The sequence below is a fragment of the Leifsonia sp. KNZ13-11D genome (genome assembly GCF_056754895.1).
The window spans coordinates 3,132,407-3,158,552 of sequence record NZ_JBPGWU010000001.1; the positions used below are offsets into that span (position 1 = coordinate 3,132,407).

A 26,146-nucleotide genomic window follows, 5' to 3' on the forward strand; every position below is an offset into this window, starting at 1 on the left:
GCCGTGCGGCCCGATCGACGTCGTCTACTTCGGGTTTCCGAAGACCCAGACGACACCCATGCCGAACACCCAGTCAAGGAGGGACACGAGAGCCATCATGATGATCACGAAAACGAGCACCACGCCGGTGTAGCTGAAGAGCTCTTTGCGGGTCGGAGTGACGACCTTCTTGAGCTCGCCGATGACCTGGCGGATGAACAGGGCGATCCGCGCGAAGGGGTTGCGCCGCTCAGCGCGATCCTTCTTCGCGTTGGCGACGATCTCCTCGCTCGGCTCGTCGATTACCTTTCGGGCCACCTCGTTACACCTTTCGTGGATCGGCACGGGTGCCGACTTGCAGGGCGGACAGGAATCGAACCTGCAACCTGCGGTTTTGGAGACCGCTGCTCTGCCAATTGAGCTACCGCCCTAGGAAAGCGAATCGCCAGACCTCACGTCGCCACCTCATCCAGGCTAGCCGATCGAACATCCGAACGTGCTGCTGATACCCGGCCCGACCCGGCAGTCCTGCCGTCGCCGCACCGGGAAAAGGGCGCAGAAAAGCTTGGCAGATTCAACCACCGCGTCAAGTGTACGGGACGCCGGGGGTACCCGCAAAAGCGGCCAGTCCGGGGCGCACGTCACAGCAGCTTGCGCTCCAGCGCCCACGCCGTGAGCTCGTGGCGCGACGACAGCTGCAGCTTGCGGAGCACCGCCGACACGTGCGTCTCGACGGTCTTGATGGAGATGAACAGCTCCGCCGCGACCTCCTTGTAGGCGTATCCGCGCGCGATGAGCCGCATCACCTCGCGCTCACGAGCCGAGAGGCGGTCCAGCTCGTCGGTGGTCTCCGCCTGCTCCCCCGACGCCGCCCCGAACGCGTCGAGGACGAATCCGGCCAGACGGGGCGAGAAGACCGCGTCTCCGCCGGCCACCGCGAGGACGGCGTCGCTCACCTGACGCCCGGAGCTGCCCTTGGTCAGGTAGCCCCGTGCTCCGGCGCGGATGACGCCGACCACGTCCTCCGCGGCGTCGGAGACGCTGAGGGCCAGGAATCGGCTCGAGCCCCCCTGCTCCACGACGCGGCGGATCACCTCTGCGCCGCCGCCGCCAGCGCCGCCGGGCAGGTGCACGTCGAGCAGCACGACCTCCGGCCGCGACTCGGCGATGGCGGCGACCGCCGCATCCACATCGGCCGCCTCCCCCACCACGCGCAGCCGCTCGTCGAGGTCGGCGCGGAGCCCCGAGCGGAAGATGGAGTGGTCGTCGACCACCACGACAGTGACCTGTCGGGCGGTGCCGTCTGTCTCGCTCATGTCGTCTCGCTCAATCTCGTCGGCTCATCTCGTCCGGCTCACGTCGCCCCGGTCATCTCGCCGGGAAGGTCGATGCTCAGCTGGATCTCGGTGCCGGTGTCGCGCGCCGCGACCGTCGCCCGCCCGCCCGCACGGCGCATCCGGCCGATGATCGATTCTCTGACGCCGAGCCGGCCTTCGGGAAGCGCATCCACATCGAAACCCGGTCCCCGGTCCCGCACGAACACGTCGACCCGCTCCCCGGCGTGCTCGATGTAGACGGACACGTCGCCCCCCGCGTGCCGGGCGGCGTTGAGCATCGCCTCGCGCACGGCCGCCCCCAGCTCGGACGGCGCGTTGCGCATCGGCTCCCCGACCGCGACCACGTCGAAGTGCACCGCGTGATCCACCTCGAGAGCCGCGGCGACCTCCCGCAACTCGCCCGCGAGGTCGCGCTCCGCGGCTGACGGCGCGGCAGCCGCATCCGCGTAGAGCCATTCACGCAGCTCCCGTTCCTGAGCCCGCGCGATCCGCCCGACCTCGCTCGACGCACCGGCCCGGTTCTGGATGAGCGCCAGAGTCTGCAGCACGGAGTCGTGGAGGTGCGCGGCCATCTCCGCACGCTGCTCCTCCTTGATGCGGGCCGTGCGCTCGGAGATCAGCTCGCGCCACAGCCGCAGCCCCCACGGCGCCACCAGCACGGCCGCCCCGGCCAGCACGGTGATCAGGATGCCGAGCCAGAGCGCACCCGGGCCGCCCGCATCCTGCGTCACGGCGAGCGCCAGCGCGACCACGACCAGGAACGCCCCGCACGAGATGCGGAAGACCGTGGGCGTCAGCGGCGCGAACGCGGCGGGCTCCTCATCCGCCAGCTGCTCCCACGCGACGGCGAAGACCAGCAGCAGGGCGCAGGCGACCAGCGCGGCGAAGCCAGCACCGAGCGCGCCGCCCGCGGCGAGCACGATCGCCGAGATACCCGCGACGGCGCCCGCTCCGGCGAGCACCCACGGGACATTGACGCGACGCCGCACGCCGTCCGCCGGATCCGCGGCGCCGGCCGGACGCAGCGGCGTCAGCGCCCACAGCCACAGATAGAGCAGCATCCCGCCGCCCCCGAGGAACGTCAGACCGACGAACGCCCACCGCACGGCGGCGAGCGGCCAGCCGAGATGATCGGCCAGTGCGACGCTCACCCCGCTCACCACGCAGGTGCGCGGACGCGCCAGCGGCGGGCGTCCGGCGCGCGTGCGCGGTCCGGCGGGTGCTGTCGAGGACATAGCCAGCATCCAATCAGACCCCCGGAGGCCCCGCACCCGCCCGAGGCGATGATCAGGGTGCGCTCAGGGGTTCACCCGATACCCGGCGTCCGGACGCGACGGCAGGATGTGGAGCATGTCACAGAACGAATCGACCCGGCCGGAGGGGACCCCCGGCAACCCGTACGGAGGACCGCGGACGGGCTTCTCCGGCCGCGGCACCCGGTTCTTCGACTGGATGCGCGGCCTCGGCGTCGTCCGGTCCGACGGCTGGCTCGGCGGCGTGTGCGCCGGGATCGCCTACCGGCTGGGCATCGACCCGCTGATCGTGCGCGGCATCGTCGTGGTCGCCGGCATCCTCGGCGCCCCCGTGCTGCTGCTCTACGCGGCCGCCTGGGCGCTCCTCCCGGACCGCGACGGCCGCATCCATCTGCAGAGCCTCTTCGAGGGCGACTTCGAGCCGCCGATCGTCGCGATCGGCGTGATGGTGCTGCTCTCGCTGCTGCCCTGGACGAGCGGCTTCTGGTGGGCGCACGGCGCCTTCTGGGACGTCTCCGCCTGGGGGAACCTCGTCGGGAGGCTGGTGTGGACGCTCGTGGTGGTCGGCGCGGTCGTGGCGCTGATCGTCGTGGCCGTGCGCGCGTCGGAGACGCGGTCGTCCGGCGCCGGCGCGCAGGGTGCGTGGGCGTCCGGCACCGCTGCCACGGCGGGCGCGACCGGGGGGATGAGCGCGGCCGGCACGCCAAGCGCGGCCGGGACGGCGCCGAGCGGCCCCGCAGCGGACGCGGCGGCACCGGCTGTGACACCGGCTGGGGCGGCGTCTGCGCAGCCGTCGCCCGACGTGGCGGATGCGGGCGCGGCGTCGGCCGACGAGGAGGCCGCTGCGGCGGCAGCCGCGGACACGATCCAGCTCGACGTGGCCGCCGAGCCCACTCCCCCGCCCGCTCCGCCCCAGGGGGCGTCCCCGACCGACGTCGCCGACTGGCAGCAGCGCCAGGCGCAGTGGCGCGTCGAGCACGCCGCGTGGAAGCAGCGTCTCGCCGCCGACATGCGCGTAGTGAAGGCGCAGCGTTCCGCCGAGCTCCGCGCCCAGGTCGCCGTGGCCTCCGCCGACGCCGCGGCCCGCCGTGAGGCGTACCGCGCCGCCAACCCGCGGGTCGGCGCCGCCGTCGGCTGGCTCGCCGTCGGGCTGGCCCTCGTCGCGGGATCCCTCGTCGCGATCGTCTGGCCGCAGCTGGCCGGTGTCGCCCGGTTCACCACCGCGGCCGGGTTCGCGGCCGCCACTCTCGTGGTCGGTGTGGTGGTGCTCATCGCCGGACTGGCCCGCCGCCGCAGCGGGTTCCTCATCTTCCTGGGGATCCTGCTCGCGGTCCTCACGGGGGTCGCGCTGCTCCTCGCGGGAGACGGCGTCGCGGGCTTCCGCATCACGGGCGAGGGCCTCCCCGTCCTGCTCCAGCACTGATCCCGGACCGACAGGAGACCCCGAGATGACCGAACCGCAGAACACCACGCCCTACCCCACCGACTCGTTCACGAACCCGACGACCCCTCTCGCGCCGCCGCCCGCATCGATCGCGCCCGTCCCCGGCTCCGCCCCCATCCGCTGGGGCGGGGTGGTCTGGGGCGCCCTGCTGACCCTCTTGGCCGCGCTCACCCTGTGGATCGTCTCCTCGGCGGAGCGGGCGGCCGAGGCGGCGCACTGGATCGGCGCCCTGACCCCCGGGTCGGCGTGGGCGCTCGCGGCCGCTGCCGTCGGCCTCATCATCGTGGTGTCGGCCGTGCTGGGCGGCCTGCGCGCCTCCCAGCGCCGCCGCTCGACCGGCCGGGGCTGAACTCGTCCACAGCCGCGAGTGCGGACATCCCCTCCACGGATGTCCGCACTCGCGCATCCATCGTCGGCCGTCCCTGACACGATGGCTGCATGACCACAGCGACCGACGCCCTCCTCCGCCTCCGCACGCTCGTCGGGCGGCCGGACGCCGACTTCCACGACGGCCAGTTCGAGGCCATCAGCGCCCTGGTCGACGATCGGCGGCGGGCGCTCGTCGTACAGCGCACCGGGTGGGGCAAGTCGGCGGTCTACTTCGTGGCCACGATGCTGCTCCGGGCGCGTGGTGCCGGCCCGACCATCCTGGTCTCGCCACTGCTGGCCCTGATGCGCGATCAAGTCGCCGCGGCCGAACGCGCCGGCGTGCGGGCCGTGACGATCAACTCGGCCAATCGGCACGAGTGGGAGGATGTGGCCGCGCGGCTGCGCGACGACTCGGTGGATGTGCTGCTCGTGTCGCCGGAGCGGCTCAACAATCCCGAGTTCCGCGACACGCAGCTGCCGGCGCTGGTCGGGCGCAGCGGACTCCTCGTCGTCGACGAGGCGCACTGCATCTCCGACTGGGGCCACGACTTCCGGCCCGACTACCGTCGCCTCCGCGACCTGATCGCCCTCCTGCCGGACGACGTTCCCGTGCTCGCCACCACCGCGACCGCCAACGAACGCGTGGTGGCCGACGTGGTCGAACAGCTCGGGTCCGGGCGGGAGGCAGAGGTGCTGACCATCCGCGGCCCGCTGGCCCGGCGCTCGCTGCGCCTCGGGGTGCTGCCCCTCCCGGATGCCACCACCCGGCTCGCCTGGCTCGCCGGCCACCTCGACGATCTCCCGGGGAGCGGCATCGTCTACACCCTGACGGTCTCGGCGGCGGAGGACACCGCCCGCGTCCTGCGTCGCGCCGGGCACGAGGCGCACGCGTACACGGGGCAGACCGACACGGCGGAGCGCGAAGAGTTGGAAGGCCGGCTGAAGCGCAACGAGGTGAAGGCGCTGGTCGCCACGAGCGCGCTGGGGATGGGGTTCGACAAACCCGACCTGGGCTTCGTCGTGCACCTGGGCGCACCCTCGTCTCCCGTCGCGTACTACCAGCAGGTCGGTCGGGCCGGCCGCGCGACGGAGAACGCCGACGTGCTGCTCCTCCCCGGCCCGGAGGACCAGGCGATCTGGCAGTACTTCGCCACGGCGTCCATGCCCTCTCGCGAGAAGGCCGCCGCCGTGCTCGACGCGCTCGACGGTCAGCCGCAGTCGACCCGGGTGCTCGAGAGCCGGGTCGACCTGCGCGCCTCGACGCTGGAGCTGCTGCTCAAGGTGCTCGATGTCGACGGCGCGGTCCGGCGGGTGAGCGGCGGTTGGATCTCGACCGGCGCTCTGTGGGAGTACGACGAGGAGAGGTATGCCCGGATCGCCGCGGCGCGTGAAGCCGAGCAGCGCTCGATGCTGGAGTACGAGTCGACGACGGCTTGCCGCATGGAGTTCCTCCAGCGTGCTCTCGACGACCCGGCCGCGGGCCCGTGCGGGCGGTGCGACAACTGCGCGGGCGTCTGGTACCCGAACGAGGTCGACGGCGCGACCGCGGGCGAGGTCGGCTCCCTGCTGGACCGCGTCGGGGTGGAGATCGAGCCCCGCAAGCTCTGGCCGACGGGGGCCGATCGGCTCGGTGTGGCGGTGAAGGGCAAGCTGCGCCCGGAGCAGCAGCTGCAGCCGGGACGCGCGCTTGCTCGGCTCACCGACCTCGGTTGGGGCGGCCGGCTGCGCGAGCTGCTCGCCGACGGCGCGCCCGACCAGCAGGTGCCTCCGGCCGTGCTCGACGCGTGCGTCCGGGTCCTCGCCGACTGGGACTGGGAGGCGCGCCCGGCGGCCGTCGCGGCCCTGCCGTCACGGCGGCGCCCGATGTTCGTGGAGTCGCTGGCGCGCGGTCTGGCCGGCGTCGGCCGGCTCCCGTTCGCCGGCACGCTCGGCTGGCGCGGAGCTCCGCCGTCGGGAGCTCCGGGCGGGAACAGCGCGTTCCGCCTGGCCGCGGTGTGGGACCGCTTCTCAGCAGACGGGCTGGAGATCCCGCCCGGGGCGCCGGTACTGCTCGTGGACGACCTGGTCGACAGCCGCTGGACGATCACCGTCGCCGGGCAGGAACTCCTCCGCGCCGGTGCGTCGGCGGTGCTGCCGTTCGCGGCAGCCGTCCGCAGTTGAGCAGGAGCACAAGCGATGCTCCCGCTCGCGGATGGCTCAGATGAAGTCGCCGCCGCCGAAGTCGCCTCCGCCGAAGTCGCCTCCGCCACCGCCGAAGCCGCCCCAGTCGCCGCCTCCGCCGAAGTCGCCACCGCCCTGGTCGCCGCCCCAGCCGCCCGCGCCGGAGGGGTCGCCGCCGCCGTCCCAGCCGGCCGCCTGCACGTCGCCGCCCGAGGCATCGCCCCCCGAGCCGCCGTCACCCGAGCCGCCGTCGCCGCCGTCGCCGGAGCCGTTGTCACCGCCCTGGTCGTTCGCGCTCTGGTTGTCGGCGCTCTGGTTGTCGGCGCTCTGGTCGCCCGCCCCGCCATCGGCCTGCATGTCCATGGGCGGCAGGAAGGCGCTCACCAGCGCCGACCCGATGACATAGCCGGCGACGCTGCCCAGCAGCGAGCTCGCGAACATGCTGCCGAAGCCCATCCCGCCGTAGCCGGGTCCTCGGCCACCGCCGAGTGCGCGCTCGAGTGTTCCGGGTTGGCGCAGCTCCGAACGGGTAGCCGACTGCGCGAGCGAGCGGGGATCGTCGCCGCGCGGCTGCTCGCCGGCCGGCGCGTTCTGGCTGAGCTGCTGGAACAGGAGCCGTCGCTGGTCCGGGCTGAGCTTCGAGAACGCCTCCTCGTGCACCTGCTCGATGGTCTCCGGCGGCGCGGTGCGCAAGAGGTAGCGGTAGCGCTCGACGGCGATCTCGTCCTCGCTGCGGGCCTGGCCCTGGGCCGGCGCTCTCCCGGGGGCGGGGGCGGCCGTCGCATACGGCGCGCCTGCGCCCGGTTGCGGAGCAGCAGCACCGTACTGCGGGGAACCGTTCGGCGTCGGTTCTTCACGTCCGAACAGGCGGTCAAGGAATCCCATGTCGTCCCCTTCAGTCCACGACGGCGCCGGTGCGCCGGGGTGCGTCCAGCCTATGGAGCCGATCGTGAGAATACTCTCAGAGATCGTCGGGTATCAGCCCTGCGAATGGCGTGGGAGCGCCTCCCTCAGAGCAAGACGCCCACCATGACCGGTTCGGGCTGCAGCACCACCCCGAACTCCGCCTGCACCCGGGACTGGATGAAGTCCGCAAGCTGCACGATGTCGGCGGCCGTCGCTCCCCCGCGGTTGACGATCGCGAGGGTGTGCTTCGAGGAGATCCCCGCGCCCGAGCCGGGCAGGGCGAACCCGCGGTGGATGCCCGCGTTCTCGATGAGCCACGCCGCGCTGAGCTTGACCGTGTACTCCCCGGTGGCGAGCGGCGGGACGTCGAGCGGATGCAGCCCTCCGGGCGGCAGCCCGATGACGGCGTCCGGCTCCGCCGGCTCCTGCGGCCAACGGGGAGCGTTCCGCGGCAGAGAGCGGGCGAAGCTCTCCGAGACGATCGGGTTCGTGAAGAACGAGCCGGAGCTCACGGAGTCGGGGTCGGCCGGGTCGAGCACCATACCCTTCGACGAACGCAGGGCGAGCACGGCACGGCGGAGTTCCGCAACGGGCACACGCGCCCCGAGCGGCACGGCGAGCGCGTCGGCCAGCTGGGCGTACGCGACGGGAGCGCTCAGCGGAGCGCCGACGCCGTCGGAGGCGCTGGTGTCATCGAGTTCCAGGTCCACGGAGAGGACGACACCGCGGCGCCCGCGCTTGAGCACGGAGGTGCGGTACCCGAGACCGAGCTCGTCCCGGCGGAGGTACACGACATCGCCGGACTCCTCGTCGAGGAACTCGACACCGACCAGGGAGGATTCCAGCTCCTGGCCGTACGCGCCGATGTTCTGCACGGGCGCGGCGCCGGTCGAGCCGGGAATGCCGGACAGCGCCTCGATGCCCGACCAACCGTTGCGCACGGTGAGCGCGACGAGTTCGTCCCAGGGCTCGCCCGCCTGCACCCGGATCCGGACGCGGCCGTCGGTCGCAGCCAGCCTCTCCACACCCCGCGACCGCACGTGGACCACGGTGCCCTCGAACCCGTCGTCCGCGACCACGAGGTTCGAACCGCCGCCGACAACCAGCCAGTCCTCACCGGAGCTGACGGCGTCGCGCACCGCACGGATCAGCGTGTCCCGGTCGTCCGCCACGACGAACGCCGCAGGCGCACCGCCGACGCGGATCGTGGTGAGCTCGGCGAGTGCCGGGACGCGTGCTGGGGCGCGTGCCGGGATGCCGTCCGTCGTGGGGTCCGTCATGCGAATCGGACGCGCACCTGCGCCTTGCCGAGAACCGTCTCGCCGGCGAAGGTGGTCGTCAGGTCGATACGGGCGATCCGGGCCTCGGCGTCCAGCTGGCCCACCTTCGCCGTCACGGTCACCTCGGCGCCATCCGCCGGGTCGACCACCACCGGGCGGGTGAAGCGCACCTGGTAGTCGGCGATCAGAGCCGGGTCGCCCACCCAGTCGACGACCGGCTGCACGGCGAGACCCATGGTCAGCATCCCGTGGGCGATCACGCCGGGGAGGCCGACCGCGGTGGCGATGTCGTCGCGGTAGTGGATGGGGTTGAAGTCGCCGGAGGCGCCGGCGTAACGGACCAGCGAGTCGCGGCTCACCGCGAACGTCCGCTCAGCGACCACGTCGCCTACGCTCAGCGTGTCGAAGTCGGGGGTCGTGCCGGATGTCGTCATCACTCGTCTCCTCGCACGACCAGGGTGGATGTGGCGGTCACCACGTGAGCGCCGTCCGCGTCGACGATGGTGGACTCCGCCGTGACCATCGAGTGCGCGCCGAGCGTCTTCACGGAGGTCACGCGGAGCGTCGCCGTGAGCTCGTCGCCCGCGAACACGGGCCGGCTGAAGGTGAAGCGCTGATCGCCGTGCACCACGCGGGTGAAGTCGATCCCGGCGTCGGGTTCGGCGAGCAGCTGGGCGAGGGTCGACTCCTGCACCACCACCGGGAACGTGGGGGGCGCCACCAGGTCGCGGTGGCCGGCGGCATGCGCCGCATCCACGTCGAAGCTGATGGGGTCGGTCGCGAAGACGGCGCGGGCGAACTCGCGCACCTTCTCCCGCCCCACGAGGTACGGGCGGGTCGGCGGGAATTCCCGCCCCTGCAGCTCTGGATTCACTGGCACCCGACGATTCTAACGACCGGCGCGTCCGCGCCTCCCGAACACAGAAGACCCCGGAGGCCAGTGGCCTCCGGGGTCTTCGAAGCTCGGTGCTAGCGCCTTACTGGCAGCTGTCGCACTGCAGCAGGTCCATGGGGTCGACGGGAACCGAGTAGCCGCCGACGCTGTCGTTTTCGTAGTCCATGATGGCCTCCCCTAGAAGTCGTGGTTGCCCGCGTTCCCGCGGTGTTCACCCACTATATAACCCGAATGACACGATTGTCATTCCACTACATGTTGTGTTTTGGGGTTTTTTTCTCGCTGCCCCCAGATTAGGGGAGACCACCGACATCGACAGCTCGCGCGAGGTTCGACATCCGCATCACCAGTGATGACATCTCTCGCAGTTGACCGGCGGAATCGCAGCCGTTCGCGCCGACACGACACCGAGTCTTCGGCGTCAAGCGCTAACGACGTCTGGCCTGATCTTTACCACCATCGACGAGATAGGTGCGACGGTCCTCCTCGATCGGGCTGTTCACCACGTATGCCGGCAGCAGCGGCTTCTATCGGGGGGTGTTCCGGGTCGCCGCATCTACGCCCTCCGCCTGTTCCATAGCACCGAGCGCTTAGCGCCGCTGGGTCGGCTCGGGCATCTACGACGTGACGCGCCTTCAAGGGCGACAACGGTGAGATGCGTCGGCGCGGAGGAACGTTGCGCGTCGCGCTCCAGGGTGCAGCCGCTCACATCGGTCGATGAACTCATCCACTTCGGGGAGGCCGCGAAGAAGTCGGATCCTCGAATCGCACTCCACATGTGGTTGTTGAAGTTCGTCGACTGCATGCGGACTCAGCGCGAGACTGCGAAAAGCCGACTCTGGCAGACCTAGTGCGCTTCGATGCAGCTGGTGCTCCAAATACCCGCATCGATCGTCGCGGACTCGTTCAACTGCAGCTACATCGTCGCCGAACGACGCCGCAGCAACGCCGGCGCCCGATTCGCCGACCACCTCGCTGAACGGCTTTGAGGGCCATCCGTGTCTTCACCCTCGAGGACGCGACCTGGTTGAAAGGAAGACGACGTTGGCCATGATCCAACTGACACCGTCCACCTCGACGTGCACCGCGGTCGTTCGACACGGATCGTCGAGTTTCGCGAGCTGCACATCGTCCGTTTGACGGCCCGTCCGTCGGATCGTGACACTGACTCGTACATCATCCGAGCCAGTTCTGCGGGGGTGGTACGAGTTCCTCCAGCTCGGCCCACAACTCCTCGGGGATGTCCCGGCCGGCGTACTCGAGCGTCTGCGATACGCGCTCCGGCGACGAGACGCCGACGACCGTCGAGTCGATCAGCGGTGACCGCAGCGAGAACTGCAGCGCCGCCGCCGCGAGGGGCACGCCATGAGCAGCGCAGGCCGCCGCCATCGACCGCACGGCGTCCACGAGAGCCTCGGGACGTTCGCCGTAGCCGTAGTTCGACTGGACGTCGGGGCCCTTGGAGAGCATCCCGCCGCCGTAGGGCGCGGCGTTCACCACGCCGACCCCATGCTGACGGGCTGAGGCGAACAGGGCCTCCGCCGAGCGATCCACCAAGGTGTAGCGGTTGTGACTCAGCACGACATCGAACACGCCGGTGTCCACGTAGCGGCCCATGAGGTCGACCGGGCCGCCGGCGACGCCGATGTGGTCGACGAGACCGCGCGCGCGGAGCGCCACCAGTGCCTCCACCGCCCCGCCGGGCTCGACGGCCTCCTCGAACGGAATCCGCTCAGGGTCGTGCAGATACAGCAGCGGGACCCGGTCCACGCCGAGACGCTGCAGGCTCTCGGCGTAGGAGGCGAACACCCGCTCGCCCGAGAAATCGCCGGTCACGGGGTCGGGGTCGACCTTCGTGGCGAGCACGACATCGCTCGGGAGGCCGCCGCGTTCGGCGATCGCGGCACCGATCCTCCGCTCCGCCTCGCCGTGCCGACCGTAGCCGTTCGAGGTGTCGATGAAGCGGATGTCGCTGTCGAACACCGCCTCGACGGTCGCGACCGCCCGCTCGGCGCTGACCTGGTATCCGTAGAGCTGGGGCATGCTGGCCAGCGGGCTCGTCCCGACGCAGAGGTCCGTCACCTCCAGCGCCGTCGATCCCAGCCGGCGGGTCGCCACCTTCACGATGCGGCCTCCTGCAACGCGGGCGCACGGTCGGCGAACGCGCTGTGAGCGGCATGGTACGCGTCCACGACCCGGTCGAGCACCTCCTCGGTGGCCAGGTCGCCCTGCGCCGTCCCGGGGTGAGCGGACCGCCACTCGAGCATGCGGCGCACCGCACGCTCGAACGTCAGGCGCGGTGCGAAGCCCGGCACGAAGCGGCGGATCTTGGAGGTGTCGAAGACAGCCGAGTGCCCCAGATCGCCGACGAACTCGCCCGACCAGAACCATTCCGGGGCGACCACCGGGAAGAGCTCGCTCGCCACGTGCACGAGTCGCGCCTCCACGCCGAGAGCGGCGGCGAACAGCCCGTAGATCTGGTCCCAGGTGAGCACGTCGTCCCCGGTGATGTGGAACGTCTCGCCGATGGCGCGCCGGCTGCCGAGCAGACCGACCAGCCCCTGAGCGAAGTCCTCGGCGTGGGTCAGCGTCCACAGCGACGTGCCGTCCCCGTGCACCGGGATCTCGGCGCCCCGGGCGAGGCGGTCGATCACGGTCCACCCTCCCGGAAGCGGCGGGTTCGCGTCGTCGTACGTGTGGGATGGGCGGATCACTGTGACCGGGAAGCCCTGCTCCCGGTGCGCGCGCGCCAGGGCCAGCTCCGCCCTCCACTTGGCCGTCGCGTACGGCAGCGGCGGATTGGGGCCGACCGGCGTCGACTCGGTGATCGGCGTGCTCCGCACCGGCTTGGCGTAGATCGATGCCGAGCTGATGTGCACGTACTGCTCGGTGCGGCCCGAGAACAGCTGCACCCAGCGGGCGACGTCGTCCTCGTCGTAGGACAGGAAGTTGACCACGGCGTCGAAGGACCGCTCGCCGATGGCCGCGCGCACCGATGCCGGATCGGAGATATCCCCGTGGATCTTCTCGACCTCGTCGGGGAGTCCGCGTCCGGTGGCGTTCGCCCCGCGGGTCAGCACGGTGACCGACATGCCGCTCGCAACGGCGAGCCGGACGGACGACGCACTGATCGTCCCCGTCCCGCCCAGGAAGAGCACCCTCAGCGGCGCCCGGTCGTGGGTCAGCAGTTCTGCGCCGCTCATCGTCCCGCGTACCAATCCTCGAAGCCGTTCTCGACGAGCGAGATCAGCACGTCCTCCGGCCGGATGCCCAGCGCCTCCAGCTTGCCCACCACCGTCTCGAAGAACCGGCGCTTCACCGCGACCGGATACATGTGCACGGCCGTGATGCGGATCAGCACCAGGCTCCGGCGGTCGACGTCGTTGTACCCGGGGTCGAACTTCAGCTCGCCGGGACCGTGCGGTGAGAACACCTGGAAGCGGTCGTCGGCGGGGATCCCCAGCGCTTCGATCTGCGCGTCGTGGATGGCGTCGCCGATCAGAGCATGGGACGACTCGAACAGTTCGCGCTCGAGGTCGACGTGGATGAGTGGCATCTTTCAGGCTCCTAGCGTCGGATTCATTTGATGGCGCCGGCCGAGAGGCCGCGCTCGAACATGCCCTGAAGGCACAGGTAGGCGACGATCTCCGGGATCGCGGTGAGCACCGCGGACGCGAGGATCTTGGTCTGGTCGTTGCTGAACTCGCCGACGAAGAACTGCGGCACCAGCGTGATGGTCTGCATCTCCTGCGACTGCAGGAACACCAGCGGCATCAGGTAGTCGTTCCATGCCCCGATGAGGGTGAAGATCAGCACGGCCGCCGCGATCGGGCGCGTGAGCGGCACGACCAGAGCGAAGAAGCCGCGCACCGAGTTGGCGCCGTCGACACGGGCGGCCTCGAACATCTCGTCGGGGAGGCCGTTGATGAAGTTGCGCGTCAGCAGCACCGCGAACGGGACCTGGAGAGCCGCAAGAGGCAGGATGACCGCGGCGTACGTATTGAAGAGTCCGAGCGCCTGGGTCGTGACGAACAGCGGGGTCAGCAGCACGACCTCCGGCAGCGTGAGGCACGCCAGCAGCATCCAGAAGTAGACCTCGCGGAAGCGGATGTGCAGCTTGGCGAAGCCGTAGGCCGCCAGCATCGTGACCACGTAAACGAGCAGGATGACCCCGGCGGAGATGATCGCGCTGTTCAGGAAGAACCGGAAGAACCCGGGCACCGCAAGCACGTCGCGGTAGTTGCCCCACCCGTCGCCGGCGAACGACCCCTGCACCATCGCCACCAGCGGGAAGAGGTACGGGAGCACCAGGAGGGTGGCCAGCAGTTGCAACAGACCCTTCCTCCACCGTCCACGGACTTCGAACATCAGCGTGCTCCCGTCTTTTCGCGGCGCTGCCGCCTGCTGGGGCCGGTCGCCTTCTCGAGCCCGGTCCGCTCGCGTCCGAAGACCTGCAGCACGATCGCCATGGCGAGGGCGATGACGAGCAGGATGATCGAGAGCGCGGCACCGTATCCCACGTGTGCCAGCTGGATGGTCATCTGGTAGATGTACGTGCCCAGGAACTGGGTCGCGTTGTTCGGCCCGCCGATCGTCACCAGCCACGGGATGTCGAACGTCTTGAGCGCGCCGATCGCGCTCAGGATGCCGAGGGCCAGGGTCGTACCGCGGAGGCTGGGCCAGATGATGCTGGTCAGCGTTCGGATGTTGCCGGCACCGTCGATGCGCGCCGCTTCGATCAGCGACTGGTCGACCTGGCTCATCGCGGCGTAGTAGAGCACGAAGGTGAGGCCGGTCCACTGCCAGATGGTGATCGCCATGATCACCGGGAGGGCGGTCGACGACTGGCCGATCCACGGCTGGGCGAGGAATCCGAGCCCGATGAAGTGGAGCACCTGGTTGAGCTGACCGTCGGCCGCGAAGATCTGCCGGAACACCGGCGCCATGATCGCCGGGGCGAGCACCACCGGGACGAACACGATCACCTTGTAGATGACGGCGAGCCGGATGCGCGAGTGCATGATCACCGCGAAGAGGACGCCGAGCGCCGTCTGCAGCGTGAAGGTGACGATGAAGAAGGCGATGGTGTGCCAGATCGCTCCCCAGAACACCGGGTCCTTCGCGATGTTGGCGTAGTTGTTGAACCCGACCGACTCCGGGTCGGGGCTCGCGCCGTCCCAGTTCAGCGTCGAGATGTAGCCGGTGTAGCCGATGCAGTAGTAGATCAGCCCGGCGCTCAGCGCGAGCGCCGGCAGGATCCACGGAAGGCCCGGCGCCTGGAGGCGACGGCGGCCGCGCGGCCGGCTCGTCGAGCCGACCGCGCTGGTCAACCGCTCCTGGGTGGAGACGGTCATCCGTTCGCCGCCTTGGCCGCGTCTGCGGCTTGCTGCAGTGTCTTCGCCGCCGCCTCCGGCGTCGCGCTCCCGCTGCCGACCGACTGTGCGGCCGCGAGGAAGGCGTTCTCGATGTCGGCGTTCAGGAGGGCGAAGCGGGGCTCGTCGATCGACGTCAGGCCGCCGAGGTAGTCGTTGACGGGCTTGCTCTGGATCGACTCGTCGACGAACTTGATGCTCGTGAAGTCGGGGGCCACACCCTTCAGCACGGGGGTGGTGTCGAGCCGGTCGGCCACGACCTGCTGCCCCTTCGCGCTGGTCGACATCCACTTGACGAACGCCTCGGCCGCAGCGCGGTGCTTCGACTTGGTGGCGACCGCGAGACCGTAGTCGGCGTCACCGAACATCTCGCTCGTGTTGCCCTTGCCCGCCACGTCCGGGAAGTGGATGGGCAGGATCGGGAACGGCTTCGCACCCGCGACACCCGCTGCCGAGATCGACTGGGTCATCGCGGCCTCGGTCGCGTACTGGGTGTACCAGCTGCCCATCATCACCATCGCGTACTTCCCGGTCAGGAAGGCGTTGTTGATGTCCGGGTACTGCTGGGCGCCGAGGGCGCCCTCCTGCATGATTCCGCTGGTGAACAGCTCCTTCCAGATGGAGAGGGTCTGGACGATCTGCGGGGAGTCCCACTTGGCCTCGCCCTTGGACGCCTTGGTCCAGTAGCCCGGCTCGACGGAGTTGGAGATCGCCTGCAGGGTGTCCTGGTCGAAGCCCTCCTGGGAGGCGCCCTGGGCGAAGCAGCCCTGGCCGTTGCTCTGCAGCGTCTTGCAGACCTGCTTCCACTCGTCGAGGGTCGTCGGCGGCTGGAGGTTGTACTTCTTGAAGATGTCGGCGTTGTACCAGAGCGATCCGGCGTACGAGGAGCCGATCGGCAGGGCGGTCAGCTTGCCCTTGGCCGTCAGGCCGTCCACCGCGATCTTGGCGATCTTCGACTTCCAGTCGCTGCCGAGCGCCTTCTGGGCGGTGGGAGCGAGGTCTTCGGCGTAGCTGCCGAACTGCTGCACGTAGGCTCCCGGCTGCAGGTCGAACACGTCGGGGCCGCTGTTGGAGGCGAGCGCGGGCCGCATCGCCGCCTGGTAGTCGGAGATCCCGATCAGCTTGAAGTTGACCTTGATGTCCGGGTACTCCTTGTTGAACGCGGCGATGAACTCCTTCGCCTCGTCGGTGTTCGTCGGAGTCCAGCCCCACCAGTTGATCGTCCCGCTCGTCGCCGAGCCGGCTTCGCCCGAGCTCGAGCCCGAGCAGGCGGCGAGCCCCAGGCTCGCCAGACCGGCAACCGTGAGAGCAGCGATCGACCGAAGCACTGTCTTCGATGTGAATGTGATTCGCATGTCAGTCCTCTTGCGTCGCGGACACAGCAGCGTGTCCGGGTGAGCGCCGGATCAGCGGACCCGGCGTGGTCGAAGTTCGACGAGGCCGGGCGACCTCTTCGTCTTCGCGGGCGCATTCGTTGGAAGCGCCGTGACACTGAGGTGAATCTAAGGGCGTGTAAACGCCAAGTCAAGTTTTACGCTCAACTTAGAAACGTTTCGCAAATAGACATGCAGAAACCGGGCGCTATCGCGGTGGATCGCGACCTCAGGAGCGAGGCGCGGCCGTGCTCTCGCGGATGACGAGCGACGTCGCCATGTCCACGCGGCTGAAGGCCAGCTCCGGCTCGTCCTTGAGCCGGGTGACGAGGTGCGTCGCCTGCTCGGCCATCTCGGCCAGCGGCACCCGCACGGTCGTGAGCGGGGGACCCGCCCACTCGGCGATGGAGAGGTCGTCGTAGCCGACCACGGACAGGTCGTCCGGCACGCGAAGGCCGAGAACGCGGGCGGCCTCGTAGACGCCGAGCGCCTGGATGTCACTGGAGGCGAAGATCGCGGTGGGCGCGTCGGCGGACGACAGGAGCGCGAGCGCCTCCGCCAGGCCGTCCTGGCGGTGGAACTCGCCGGGCCGGATGTACTCGCGGCGCACGGGCATGCCGGCGGCCTCGAGCGCTGCCCGGTACCCCGACAGGCGTGCGGTCGACGCCATCATGCTGTCCGGACCCGTGATGATCGCGATCCGCTCGTGCCCGAGGCCGATGAGGTGCTGAGTGGCCTGGAAGGCGCCGTTCCAGTCGGCCGAGCCGATGGAGGGCGCGTCGGAGGCCGGGGCACCGTAGGGGTCGATCATCACGATCGGGATGGAGCGCGAGCGCAGCCGTGCCTTGTCCCGCTCGGGCAGCTGGGACGCGACCAGGATGATCCCCAGCGGCTGCCTGCGGAGCACGCCGCCCACCCAGCCCGCTCCGGGCAGGTGGGACGCTTGCGCGGCCGAGACGACCATCCCGATGCCGTGCTCGCTGGCGACACGCTCGATACCGGCGATCGCAGCGCCGCCGAAGGGGCTGTCGATCTCGAAGCAGAGCACGTCGATGAGCGGCGCGCCGACCTGGGCGCTCAGCCGCCGGTAGTAGTTGCGCTCGTCGAGCAGAGACTCGATCCGCTTGCGCGTCTCTTCGGAGACGCCGGTGCGGCCGTTCAGGACCTTGGAGACGGTGGCCACCGACACGTTGGCGAGCGCGGCCACCTCCGAGAGGGTGGCGCGGCTCGCGGGTGCGGCGGCCTCGTCGTTATCCATGGGCCTCATGGTAGCTGGGGCCGCAGCAGGCGCCCGCCCGGTGGTTCGGGACGGTTGACGAGGTGCGGTTGTGCTCATAGTCTGACGATCCAGATAGTTTTCTCTTGGACTACGAAACCTTACAGGGAAACGGCATCAATGACGATCACCGCTCAGGCGACTTCCGAGTCCGGATTCGCGCTCTATCCCTCCCTCGCCGACCGCACCGCGTTCGTCAGCGGCGGCGCCACCGGCCTGGGCGCGGAGTTCGTGTCCCAGCTCGCCGCACAGGGCGTGCGCGTGGCCTTCGCCGACATCGACGAGACCGCGGGAGCCGCACTGGTCGCGGCCGTGGCGGAGCGTGGGCATCCCGAGCCGCTCTTCCGGGCGGTCGACGTCCGTGACATCCGAGCCGTGCAGGATGCCATCGCCCAGGCCGCCGACCGCCTGGGCCCCGTCACCATCCTCGTGAACAACGCAGCGAACGACGCGCGGCGATCCGTTTCCGACATCGACGTGGCGGCATGGGACGACGGGATCGCCGTCAACGTGCGCCACCACTTCTTCGCGGCTCAGGCCGTCCGGCCGATGATGAAGGCCGCAGGCGGCGGCTCCATCGTCAACCTCGGGTCGATCAGTGCGCACATCGACCTCGTCGACCTCGCCGTCTACATCACCGCCAAGGCCGGGATCGAGGGCCTCACGCGTACGCTCGCCCGGGAGTTCGGCCCGGACGGCATCCGGGTCAACTGCATCATCCCCGGTTGGATCATGACGCAACGCCAGCTCGACAACTGGGTCGGAGAGGCCGAGCACGAGAAGATACTCGCGGCGCAGTGCCTGCCCGAGCTGCTCTACCCGGCCGACGTGGCGCGCCTGCTGCTGTGGCTTGCGGCGGACGACTCACGGCTGGCCACCGCGCAGACCTGGGTCGTGGATGGAGGCTGGCAATGAAGGCCGAACAGGTGACCACGCCCGTGACCTGGCACGGCGAGGGTCCGTTCTGGGACGACGCCGCGCAGCGACTGCTGGTCGTCGACATGCTCGCGGGCGCCGTCGTCGATCTGGCGTCATTCGACCGCCCCCGCAGGTATGACGTGGGAAGCCCGGTCGCTGCGATCATCCGTGCGCGCACGGCGGGTGGCTTCATCGTCGCGACCGAGCACGGGGTGTCGCTCTTCGACGAGGGCTTCGCTCCCATCCACAGGTTTCCGGACCTGCTCGACGACCCGGCCATCCGGCTCAATGAAGGTGGCTGCGATCCCGCCGGCCGCTTCTTCGCGGGATCCATCGCGTACGACACGACGCCCGGCGCCGGGTCGCTCTACCGGCTCGATCCGGACGGATCCGCTCGCACGGTACTGGTGGATGTGACCATCTCGAACGGTCTCCAGTGGAGCCTCGACGGCTCCCTCGCCTATTACATCGACACCCCCACCCGCCGCATCGACGTCTTCGACGTGGATCCGGCCGACGGCTCCCTCCGCGAGCGACGCCCGCTCGTGCGTCTCGCCGACGATATCCCCGGCGATCCCGATGGGATGGCCATCGACTCGGAGGGCGGTCTGTGGGTCGCGTTCTGGGGCGGCGGCGCGATCCGGCGGTTCGATCCTGCGGGCGCACTGACGGAGGTCGTCGACGTGCCCGGAGTGACGCACACCAGCGCGGCGGCCTTCGGCGGCCCTGACCTCGACACCCTCTACATCACGTCCTCGCGCCAGCACCTGCCTGACGATGCGGAGCCGGAAGCCGGGGCCGTGTTCGCAGTGCGGCCCGGCGTCCGCGGCGCCGTCCTCCCCCGCTATGCCGGCTGACCGGGCGTCCGCACGCCGTCCACGAGCCGCGGCACGCCCCAGGGGTTCGCCTCCTGCAGCGCGGGAGGGAGCAGCGCATCCGGAGCGTCCTGATACGCCACAGGACGCAGGAAGCGGCCGATGGAGGCGGTGCCGACCGAGGTGAAGTGCGGCGCGGTGGTCGCCGGGTACGGGCCGCCGTGCTGCTGCGCGAAGGTCACCGACACCCCGGTCGGCCAGCCGTTCCACAGCACCCGGCCGACCCGGTCCGCGAGCAGCTCGACGAGCCGCCCCACCGGGTCGCCCTCGACGCCCTGCACGGTGGCGGTGAGCTGGCCCGGGATGGCGCGGGCCGCGGCGAGCAGCTCGTCCTCCGTTTCGTAGCGCACGAGCAGGCCTGCCGGGCCGAAGTGCTCCTCGAGCAGTTCGTCCGAATGCGCCAGGAAGGTGGCCGCATCCGTCCCGTAGATCGTCGGCACCGGCTCCGCCGCCTCCGCGGGTGATCCGATCAGCAGCTCCACGTCGTCGCGGTCCGCGAGCGGGGCCAGGCTGGCGAAGTAGCCGCTGCGGATGGCGTCCGAGAGCATCGGACCGCCGTTGGTGGCGCGGACCGCCTCCACCACCGAGTCCGTGAGGGAGGAGCCAGCGGGGACGAACAGGACGCCGGGCTTGGTGCAGAACTGCCCCACCCCGAGCGCGAGCGACGCGGCGAACCCTGTGGCGATCTCCTGCCCCCGCGTGGCCGCTGCCTGCTCGGTGACGAAGACCGGGTTCACGCTGCCCAGCTCGCCGTAGAACGGGATCGGCACGGGTCGGGATGCGGCCAGGTCGAACAGCGCGCGGCCTCCGGAGAGCGATCCGGTGAAGGTGGCCACGGTCAGCCGTGGATCGAGGACGAGCGCGCGGCCCGCCTCCCTTCCCTCCACCAACGCGAAGGCCCCGCGCGGCGCCCCGGACTCGGCGAGCGTGTCGTGGATGTGGGCGGCGACCGCGCGACTCAGCTCGGGATGCGCGGAGTGCGCCTTGACGACGACCGGAGCGCCCGCGGCGATCGCGGCCGCCGTGTCACCGCCCGCGACCGAGAACGCGAACGGGAAGTTGCTGGCGGCGTAGACCGCCGCCGGCCCGAGCGGACGGAGCACGCGGCGCAGGTCCGGGCGCGGCCCCATGGGCCAGTCCGGGTCGGCGTGGTCGACGGTCGCTTCGAGGTATCCGCCGTCCTCCACGACCCGCGCGAACAGCCGCAGCTGGAAGGTCGTGCGGACGAGTTCGCCGCGGAGGCGCTGCTCGGTGAGGTGGCTCTCGCGTGCCGCCATGACGACAAGGGCATCCGCGTCGGCGTCGAGCCGGTCCGCGATCGTCCGCAGCCAGCCTGCGCGGGTCTCCGGCGATGAGACGGCGAGGGTCGGCGCGGCCTCCGCCGCTGCCGCCATCGCGGTCTCCAGGTCGGCGGCGATCTCCGTCTCCTGCGTCATCGCGTCCCTCCTTCCGGGCCACGGCCCACCTCGACGACTCCGTTCACCAGGCGCCCGACCTCTGCGATGTCGACGGCCACCTCGTCCCCGGGCTGCAGGGTGAAGTCGGCCTCGGGCACGATCCCCGTTCCCGTCAGCAGCACCACGCCATCAGGGAAGTCGAGGCCGCGGAACAACCAGTCTGCGAGGTCGTCGAGCCCTCGCGCCAGCTGATCGGTCGAGGCCGATCCGGTGAACACCGCCTCGCCGTCGCGGCGGATCTCGAGCCCGATCGCGAACGGCGGCTGCACCTCCCACGCCGGCACGATCTCGGGGCCGAGCCCGCAGGCCGCGGTGTAGACCTTCGCCTGGGGCAGATACAGCAGGTTCTCGCCTTCGATCGACCGGCTCGACGCGTCGTCTCCTGCCGTGTATCCGAACAGGCCGCCGTGGGCGTCGAGCACGAGGCCCAGCTCCGGCTCCGGCACGTTCCACGCGGAGTCTGCACGCACGCCGATCGCCTCGCCCGGACCCACGACGCGGGTTCCGGTCGACTTGAAGAACAGCTCGGGCCGCTCGGCGGCGTAGACGCGGTCGTACGGTGTGCCGTCCGTCGCCTCCTCGATCCGTCCGTCCCGGCTGCGGAGGTACGTCACTCCCGCGGCCCAGACCTCCTGCTGCGGGTCGATCGGCGCCAGGATGCGCGTCGGCTGCACGCCGCCGCCGGTGGCCGCCTCGACGCGATGCCGGGCCTCCGCGGCGGGAAGGCTCAGCAGCTCCGCCAGTGTCGAGCCCAGCGGCGAGTACTCGTCCCCGCGGCGCACCGCCCAGGCGATCGCTCCGTCGGCCTCGACCCGTGCCAGCGCCGTCTTCGGGCGCACAGTTCTCTCCGGTGTACTCAATGCGACTCCCTCGTGACCTCGGACCCGCTCGACCCGACCAGGAAGTCAAGGTCTGCGCCGGTGTCCGCTCCCAGCACGTGCTCGATATACAGCTTCTGCCATCCTCGGTCGGCCCGGGCGAAGCCCTCCACCTGACGCGTGGATGCCGTGCGCCGGGCGAGTTCGTCGGCGTCGACCAGCAGTTCTATCCGCCGCGCCGGGACGTCGAGCGAGATGAGGTCGCCGTCCTGTACCAGGGCGAGCGGTCCGCCGGCGGCCGCTTCCGGCGCGACGTGCAGCACCACCGTCCCGTACGCCGTTCCGGACATGCGCCCGTCGCTGATGCGCACCACATCGCGAACGCCCTGCTTCAGCAGCTTCTGCGGCAGCGGGAGGTTGCCCACCTCGGGCATCCCCGGGTAGCCCTTGGGGCCGCAGCCGCGGAGGATGAGCACCGAGTCGGCGTCGACGTCCAGGTCTGGGTCGTCGAGACGCGCGTGTGCATCCTCGATCGAGTCGAACACGACCGCACGCCCGGTGTGGACCAGGAGCTCGGGACTCGCGGCGGCCGGCTTGATGATCGCGCCGCGCGGGGCGAGGTTGCCGCGCAGCACGGCGATGCCCGCGTCGTCCTGGAGCGGGTCGTCGCGCAGTGAGATGACGTCGCGGTCCCAGACGTGGTGCGTGCCCAGGTAGTCGGTGAGGGTGCGGCCGGTCACCGTCGTGGCGACGGGGTCGAGGAGGTCGGCGAGCTGGTCGAGCACGGCGAGGAAGCCTCCGGCGCGGAACAGGTCCTCCATCAGATAGGTGCCGGCGGGCTGCAGGTTCACGAGCAGGGGAATGTCGGCGCCGATCCGGTCGAAGTCCTCCAGGGTGAGGTCGATGCCGAGCCGGCCGGCGATCGCGAGCAGGTGGACGACGGCGTTGGTCGATCCGCCGATCCCGGCGAGCGCCACGATCGCGTTGTGGAACGACTCCTTCGTGATCACCTTCGAGATGCGACGGTCTTCGAGCGCCAGTTCGACGGCGAGCCGGCCGGAGGCGTGGGCGGCCTCCAGCAGGCGGCTGTCCGCGGCGGGTGTTCCGGCGACGCCGGGGATGGTCATGCCGAGCGCCTCGGCCATCAACCCCATCGTCGACGCGGTCCCCATCGTGTTGCAGTGGCCCTTGCTGCGGATCATCGTCTTGTCCGTCGCCTCGAACTCGTCGGTGGCCAGGGTTCCGGCGCGCACCTCCTCCGAGAGCTTCCAGACGCCTGTGCCGCAGCCCATCCGCTCGCCGCGGAAATAGCCGTTCAGCATCGGGCCGCCGGGCACGACCACGGCCGGCAGGTCGACCGACGCCGCGCCCATCAGCAGCGCGGGGATGGTCTTGTCGCACCCGCCGAGGAGCACCACCGAGTCGATGGGGTTCGCGCGCAGCATCTCCTCGATGGCCATCGCCGCCATGTTGCGCCACAGCATGGCCGTCGGCTTGACCAGGGTCTCCCCCAGCGAGACCACGGGCAGGTTGACCGGCACGCCGCCGGCCTCCCAGACCCCCTGCTTGACGTATTCGGCGACCTCGTTCAGGTGCAGGTTGCACGGCGTGAGGTCGCTCGCCGTGTTCGCGATCGCGATCTGCGGCCGACCGTCGAATGCGTGATCGGGCACGCCGCGCCGCATCCACGCCCGGTGGATGTAGGGGTCGCGGCCATCGCCGCCGTACCAGCCCTGAGAACGGACCATTCGTCGAGACTCCTTCGTCGTCGTGTGCTCAAGGCACGAGTATGCCGCGTCCGGCCGCACCGCCGGTGAGGTGACGATACGCCTCCCCGACGTCGGCCAGCGGGAAGCGGTCGCCGATGAGGCGGTCTATGGGCAGCCTCCCGGCGAGGTACAGCGAGAAGATGCGCGGGAGGTCGAGCTGCGGATTGCTCGACCCGTACAGCGAGCCGACCACCCGCTTCTGCCGCTGGACCAGCTGGTTCAGAGGCACAGAGAACCCGGAGCCCGCGGCGCCGAGCCCGACCGCAACGAGGGTGCCGGCTGGAGCCACGCAGGCGAGCGCCTGCTCCAGCGTCGCCGCCCGGCCGATCGCCTCGATCGCCCAGGGGACGCCTTCGCCCGCGGTCAGTGCGAGCACGCGCTCCACCAGATCCTCGTGCCGGGCGTCGATGGTGTGGGTTGCCCCGAGCTCGCGGGCCAGGTCGAGCTTGGCCTGGTCGACGTCCACGGCGATCACCGGATGCGCGCCCACGAGTGCTGCGCCCATGATGCTCGAAAGGCCGACGCCGCCCGCTCCGACCACCAGCAGCGGCCGCCCCGCGGCCTCGCGAACCTCATGGAACACGGCCCCGACCCCGGTGATCACCGCGCAGGCGGAGATCGCGGCCACCTCGGGAGGCACGCCGTCGGGCACGACGACCGTGGCGTTCTCGTTCACGACGACGCGCTCGGCGAAGCACGAGACGCCCATCAGATGGTGCAGCTCACCGCCGTCCGCCAGAGTCAGCCGCGAGGTGCCGTCGGGGAGGCCGCCGGAGTGCGCCTGGACAGGTCCGCGCTCGCAGAGCACCGGATTGCCGGCGATGCATGCCGCGCACTGCCCGCACCGCGGACGCCAGAGCAGTGCGACCCGGTCGCCGACCCGGACGCGGCCAGACGCGCCTGGGCCGACCTGCTCCACGATCCCCGCGCCCTCGTGTCCGAGCACGAGCGGAAGCGGCGCCGTGAGGTCGCCCGTCATGTAGTGGTAGTCGCTGTGGCATACCCCCGCAGCCTCGATGCGCACCAGCAGTTCGCCCGTCCCGGGCGCGGCCAGCTCGACGTCTTCGACCTCGGGTTCGCGACCGGGGGCGCGCAGGACGACGGCGCGCACGCGGTCAGGCCCGCCCGCGGGACGCGGCCGGCTCGGACTGGCGGTCCTGCCCGGCCACCAGCTGGTCGCGCAGACTCTCGCGTACGGCGCAGTGCTCGAACGCGAAGGAGTCGGCGAGCGCATCCAGCTCGTCGTCGCTCAGCCCCCGGAACAGCGCGGCGTAGTCGTCCGCCAGCGGCTGTGCGAAGAGGAGGTTGTTCAGCACGGTCGCGACGGTGTCGAAGCGGCCCCACGGGTACGGCTTCCAGTCCGGGAACTCGCGCGCCATCAGCTCCTGGACGGCCTCGCTGACCGGGCGCACGCCCTCGCCGCCGAGGCGGTCGCTTCCCCACTGGTCCGCGGCGAGCCGGTTCTTCTTGGCGACGAAGGCGTCGAAGCGCTGCCGGTAGGGAGAGTCGGCGGATACCTCCACCAGCCCCTGCCGGCCGAGGTCCTTGTACATCCAGCTCGTCCAGCTGACGTCGAATTCGCGGTAGAGCTCGAGCTGGTCGGTGAGGATCTGCCGCCGCATCGCATCCACCCGCTCGTCGCCGGTGTAGATCGGCGCGAACTCGCCGACCATGATCGGCGTGCCGGTCCGCCGGGCGTATTCGGAGCGCTGCAGGAACTTCTCCCGTGCGTAGGCGGCGTCGATGTACGTGCCGTCGGTGTAGCCGGGGTAGTCGCCGCCCCGGCCGAGGCCGGCTGCGACGTAGTCGTGGAGCGAGTACACGACGTTGGGCCATGGCTCCTCGTCGAACATGTCGAACTCTGTGGAGTAGGTGTTGCCGTCGAGGAAGATCGTGTGGTCGGGGTCGATCGCGCGAACAGCCTCGTACAGCCTGCGATATAGAGGACCGACCACTTTCCTGGACTCGTCCGCCGGCTCGTTCATCAGGTTGTAGCCGGCGACCCAGGTGTTGTCTTTGTAGTGCTCGGCAACGGCCTGCCAGATGTTCGCCACGCGGTCCTGGAAGTGCGGGTGCTGCCAGAGGTGCGGCTCGTGCGTCGAGTTGTCGGAGTGCCAATGGTGGTTCTGGCTGCCGGGCAGCGCGTGCAGGTCGATGATCGAGTAGATCCCGTGACGGCCCGACGCCTCGATCGCGCGGTCGAGGTGGTCGAACGCTGTCGGCAGAATGGTGAACGGATCGGCGTCGGACTCGAAGTGCCGGTAGTTCACCGGGATGCGGATGATCGTCATGCCGAGCGAGCCGAGAAAAGCGGCGTCCGCCTCCCCGTAGAACGCGTTCAGCAGCCGCTCGAAGAACCGGTCGGCGCGCTCGGCCCCGATCGCCTCGGCCACCTTTGTACGCATGAGCGTCTCGTTGGCGGCGTAGCCGGTGATGAAGTTCTCCATGTTGAGCCAGCCGCCCACGCAGACCCCGGTGAAGCGGATGGGCCTCCCCCACCCGTCGAGGAATCCGGTGCCCTCGGTGCGTACGAATGCGGGCGGGCGTCCTTCGCTCATCCTGTCGACCTCTCTGTCCAACTCGCGAAACATTTCGTAGAATTTACGATTAGTTTCGGCACCGTTAGGCTAGGAGGCGAAACTCGGGCGTGTCAAGAGGTCGGCGA

Annotated in this window: 25 protein-coding genes and 1 tRNA gene; 6 read left to right on the top strand and 20 right to left on the bottom strand. The window is 70.4% G+C overall.

Annotation, left to right across the window (positions count from 1 at the left end):
- Positions 1-24: 24 nt before the first annotated feature.
- From secE to ACR9Y5_RS15345, 4 genes are all read right to left on the bottom strand, one after another.
- Positions 25-297, bottom strand: a complete 273-nt coding sequence (gene secE / locus ACR9Y5_RS15330) for a preprotein translocase subunit SecE (RefSeq protein WP_121259228.1) — start codon at positions 295-297, stop codon at positions 25-27.
- A gap of 40 nt (positions 298-337) precedes the next feature.
- Positions 338-410 (bottom strand) — tRNA-Trp (locus tag ACR9Y5_RS15335).
- Positions 411-620: 210 nt separating this feature from the next.
- Positions 621-1,295, bottom strand: coding sequence for a LuxR C-terminal-related transcriptional regulator (locus ACR9Y5_RS15340; protein WP_481298748.1), 675 nt, complete (start codon positions 1,293-1,295; stop codon positions 621-623).
- Between the two features lie 38 nt (positions 1,296-1,333).
- Positions 1,334-2,551 (bottom strand): sensor histidine kinase, encoded by a 1,218-nt coding sequence (locus tag ACR9Y5_RS15345; protein WP_481298749.1) that lies wholly within the window; start codon positions 2,549-2,551, stop codon positions 1,334-1,336.
- 115 nt (positions 2,552-2,666) lie between these two features.
- Here ACR9Y5_RS15345 and ACR9Y5_RS15350 point away from each other — a divergent pair, with 115 nt between their 5' ends.
- The 3 genes from ACR9Y5_RS15350 (at position 2,667) to ACR9Y5_RS15360 (ending at position 6,542) form a co-directional block, all read left to right on the top strand.
- The gene (locus ACR9Y5_RS15350) at positions 2,667-3,992 is read left to right on the top strand and encodes a PspC domain-containing protein (RefSeq protein WP_481298750.1); all 1,326 of its coding nucleotides are present in this window, start codon (positions 2,667-2,669) and stop codon (positions 3,990-3,992) included.
- A gap of 25 nt (positions 3,993-4,017) precedes the next feature.
- Positions 4,018-4,362 carry a hypothetical protein gene (locus ACR9Y5_RS15355; protein WP_481298751.1) on the top strand — a complete coding sequence of 115 codons (345 nt, stop codon included), beginning with the start codon at positions 4,018-4,020 and terminating at the stop codon, positions 4,360-4,362.
- 89 nt (positions 4,363-4,451) lie between these two features.
- Positions 4,452-6,542 (top strand): RecQ family ATP-dependent DNA helicase, encoded by a 2,091-nt coding sequence (locus ACR9Y5_RS15360; protein WP_481298752.1) that lies wholly within the window; start codon positions 4,452-4,454, stop codon positions 6,540-6,542.
- Positions 6,543-6,578: 36 nt separating this feature from the next.
- On the opposite strand, the gene ACR9Y5_RS15365 is transcribed toward ACR9Y5_RS15360, so the two are convergent.
- The 4 genes from ACR9Y5_RS15365 to ACR9Y5_RS15380 all read right to left on the bottom strand — a co-directional run bounded on the left by ACR9Y5_RS15365 (position 6,579) and on the right by ACR9Y5_RS15380 (position 9,608).
- Complete coding sequence (locus ACR9Y5_RS15365; protein ID WP_481298753.1) at positions 6,579-7,427, bottom strand: hypothetical protein; 849 nt, start codon at positions 7,425-7,427, stop codon at positions 6,579-6,581.
- Positions 7,428-7,552: 125 nt separating this feature from the next.
- Positions 7,553-8,728, bottom strand: coding sequence for a UDP-N-acetylmuramate dehydrogenase (locus tag ACR9Y5_RS15370; RefSeq protein ID WP_481298754.1), 1,176 nt, complete (start codon positions 8,726-8,728; stop codon positions 7,553-7,555).
- The gene (locus ACR9Y5_RS15375) at positions 8,725-9,162 is read right to left on the bottom strand and encodes a MaoC family dehydratase (protein ID WP_481298755.1); all 438 of its coding nucleotides are present in this window, start codon (positions 9,160-9,162) and stop codon (positions 8,725-8,727) included. The genes ACR9Y5_RS15370 and ACR9Y5_RS15375 overlap by 4 nt, the downstream gene beginning before the upstream one ends.
- On the bottom strand, positions 9,162-9,608 hold the full coding sequence (locus tag ACR9Y5_RS15380; protein ID WP_481298756.1) for an FAS1-like dehydratase domain-containing protein: 447 nt from the start codon (positions 9,606-9,608) through the stop codon (positions 9,162-9,164). Before ACR9Y5_RS15380 ends, ACR9Y5_RS15375 begins: the two co-directional genes overlap by 1 nt.
- 875 nt (positions 9,609-10,483) lie before the next feature.
- Here ACR9Y5_RS15380 and ACR9Y5_RS15385 point away from each other — a divergent pair.
- Entirely contained in the window at positions 10,484-10,612 is a 129-nt protein-coding gene (locus ACR9Y5_RS15385) for a hypothetical protein (RefSeq protein WP_481298757.1), read from the top strand.
- Between the two features lie 187 nt (positions 10,613-10,799).
- Here ACR9Y5_RS15385 and ACR9Y5_RS15390 read toward each other — a convergent pair whose 3' ends face one another.
- From ACR9Y5_RS15390 to ACR9Y5_RS15420, 7 genes are all read right to left on the bottom strand, one after another.
- A complete protein-coding gene (locus ACR9Y5_RS15390; protein WP_481298758.1) occupies positions 10,800-11,747 on the bottom strand; it encodes an aldo/keto reductase in 948 nt (315 codons plus the stop codon).
- On the bottom strand, positions 11,744-12,826 hold the full coding sequence (locus ACR9Y5_RS15395) for an NAD-dependent epimerase/dehydratase family protein (protein ID WP_481298759.1): 1,083 nt from the start codon (positions 12,824-12,826) through the stop codon (positions 11,744-11,746). Before ACR9Y5_RS15395 ends, ACR9Y5_RS15390 begins: the two co-directional genes overlap by 4 nt.
- Entirely contained in the window at positions 12,823-13,179 is a 357-nt protein-coding gene (locus ACR9Y5_RS15400) for a tautomerase family protein (protein ID WP_481298760.1), read from the bottom strand. The genes ACR9Y5_RS15395 and ACR9Y5_RS15400 overlap by 4 nt, the downstream gene beginning before the upstream one ends.
- A gap of 23 nt (positions 13,180-13,202) precedes the next feature.
- Positions 13,203-13,991, bottom strand: a complete 789-nt coding sequence (locus ACR9Y5_RS15405) for a carbohydrate ABC transporter permease (RefSeq protein ID WP_481298761.1) — start codon at positions 13,989-13,991, stop codon at positions 13,203-13,205.
- Positions 13,991-14,977 carry a carbohydrate ABC transporter permease gene (locus ACR9Y5_RS15410; RefSeq protein WP_481298762.1) on the bottom strand — a complete coding sequence of 329 codons (987 nt, stop codon included), beginning with the start codon at positions 14,975-14,977 and terminating at the stop codon, positions 13,991-13,993. Before ACR9Y5_RS15410 ends, ACR9Y5_RS15405 begins: the two co-directional genes overlap by 1 nt.
- On the bottom strand, positions 14,974-16,350 hold the full coding sequence (locus ACR9Y5_RS15415) for an ABC transporter substrate-binding protein (protein WP_481298763.1): 1,377 nt from the start codon (positions 16,348-16,350) through the stop codon (positions 14,974-14,976). The genes ACR9Y5_RS15410 and ACR9Y5_RS15415 overlap by 4 nt, the downstream gene beginning before the upstream one ends.
- A 247-nt stretch (positions 16,351-16,597) precedes the next feature.
- On the bottom strand, positions 16,598-17,626 hold the full coding sequence (locus ACR9Y5_RS15420) for a LacI family DNA-binding transcriptional regulator (protein ID WP_481298764.1): 1,029 nt from the start codon (positions 17,624-17,626) through the stop codon (positions 16,598-16,600).
- 138 nt (positions 17,627-17,764) lie between these two features.
- On the opposite strand from ACR9Y5_RS15420, the gene ACR9Y5_RS15425 reads away from it, so the two are divergent.
- Positions 17,765-18,559, top strand: a complete 795-nt coding sequence (locus tag ACR9Y5_RS15425; RefSeq protein WP_481298765.1) for an SDR family NAD(P)-dependent oxidoreductase — start codon at positions 17,765-17,767, stop codon at positions 18,557-18,559.
- Positions 18,556-19,419, top strand: coding sequence for an SMP-30/gluconolactonase/LRE family protein (locus ACR9Y5_RS15430; RefSeq protein WP_481298766.1), 864 nt, complete (start codon positions 18,556-18,558; stop codon positions 19,417-19,419). The genes ACR9Y5_RS15425 and ACR9Y5_RS15430 overlap by 4 nt, the downstream gene beginning before the upstream one ends.
- On the opposite strand, the gene ACR9Y5_RS15435 is transcribed toward ACR9Y5_RS15430, so the two are convergent.
- From ACR9Y5_RS15435 to ACR9Y5_RS15455, 5 genes are read right to left on the bottom strand one after another with little or no spacing between them, the layout of a single operon-like run.
- Complete coding sequence (locus ACR9Y5_RS15435) at positions 19,407-20,873, bottom strand: aldehyde dehydrogenase (NADP(+)) (RefSeq protein ID WP_481298767.1); 1,467 nt, start codon at positions 20,871-20,873, stop codon at positions 19,407-19,409. The two genes, ACR9Y5_RS15430 and ACR9Y5_RS15435, sit on opposite strands and share 13 nt — an antisense overlap.
- Positions 20,870-21,733: a fumarylacetoacetate hydrolase family protein gene (locus tag ACR9Y5_RS15440; protein WP_481298768.1), complete on the bottom strand. Its 864-nt coding sequence runs from the start codon at positions 21,731-21,733 to the stop codon at positions 20,870-20,872. Before ACR9Y5_RS15440 ends, ACR9Y5_RS15435 begins: the two co-directional genes overlap by 4 nt.
- Positions 21,734-21,750: 17 nt before the next feature.
- Entirely contained in the window at positions 21,751-23,460 is a 1,710-nt protein-coding gene (locus ACR9Y5_RS15445; protein ID WP_481298769.1) for an IlvD/Edd family dehydratase, read from the bottom strand.
- Between the two features lie 28 nt (positions 23,461-23,488).
- Complete coding sequence (locus ACR9Y5_RS15450; RefSeq protein WP_481298770.1) at positions 23,489-24,592, bottom strand: zinc-binding dehydrogenase; 1,104 nt, start codon at positions 24,590-24,592, stop codon at positions 23,489-23,491.
- Positions 24,593-24,596: 4 nt separating this feature from the next.
- Positions 24,597-26,039 (bottom strand): glycoside hydrolase family 5 protein, encoded by a 1,443-nt coding sequence (locus ACR9Y5_RS15455; RefSeq protein ID WP_481298771.1) that lies wholly within the window; start codon positions 26,037-26,039, stop codon positions 24,597-24,599.
- Between the last annotated feature and the right edge of the window lie 107 nt (positions 26,040-26,146).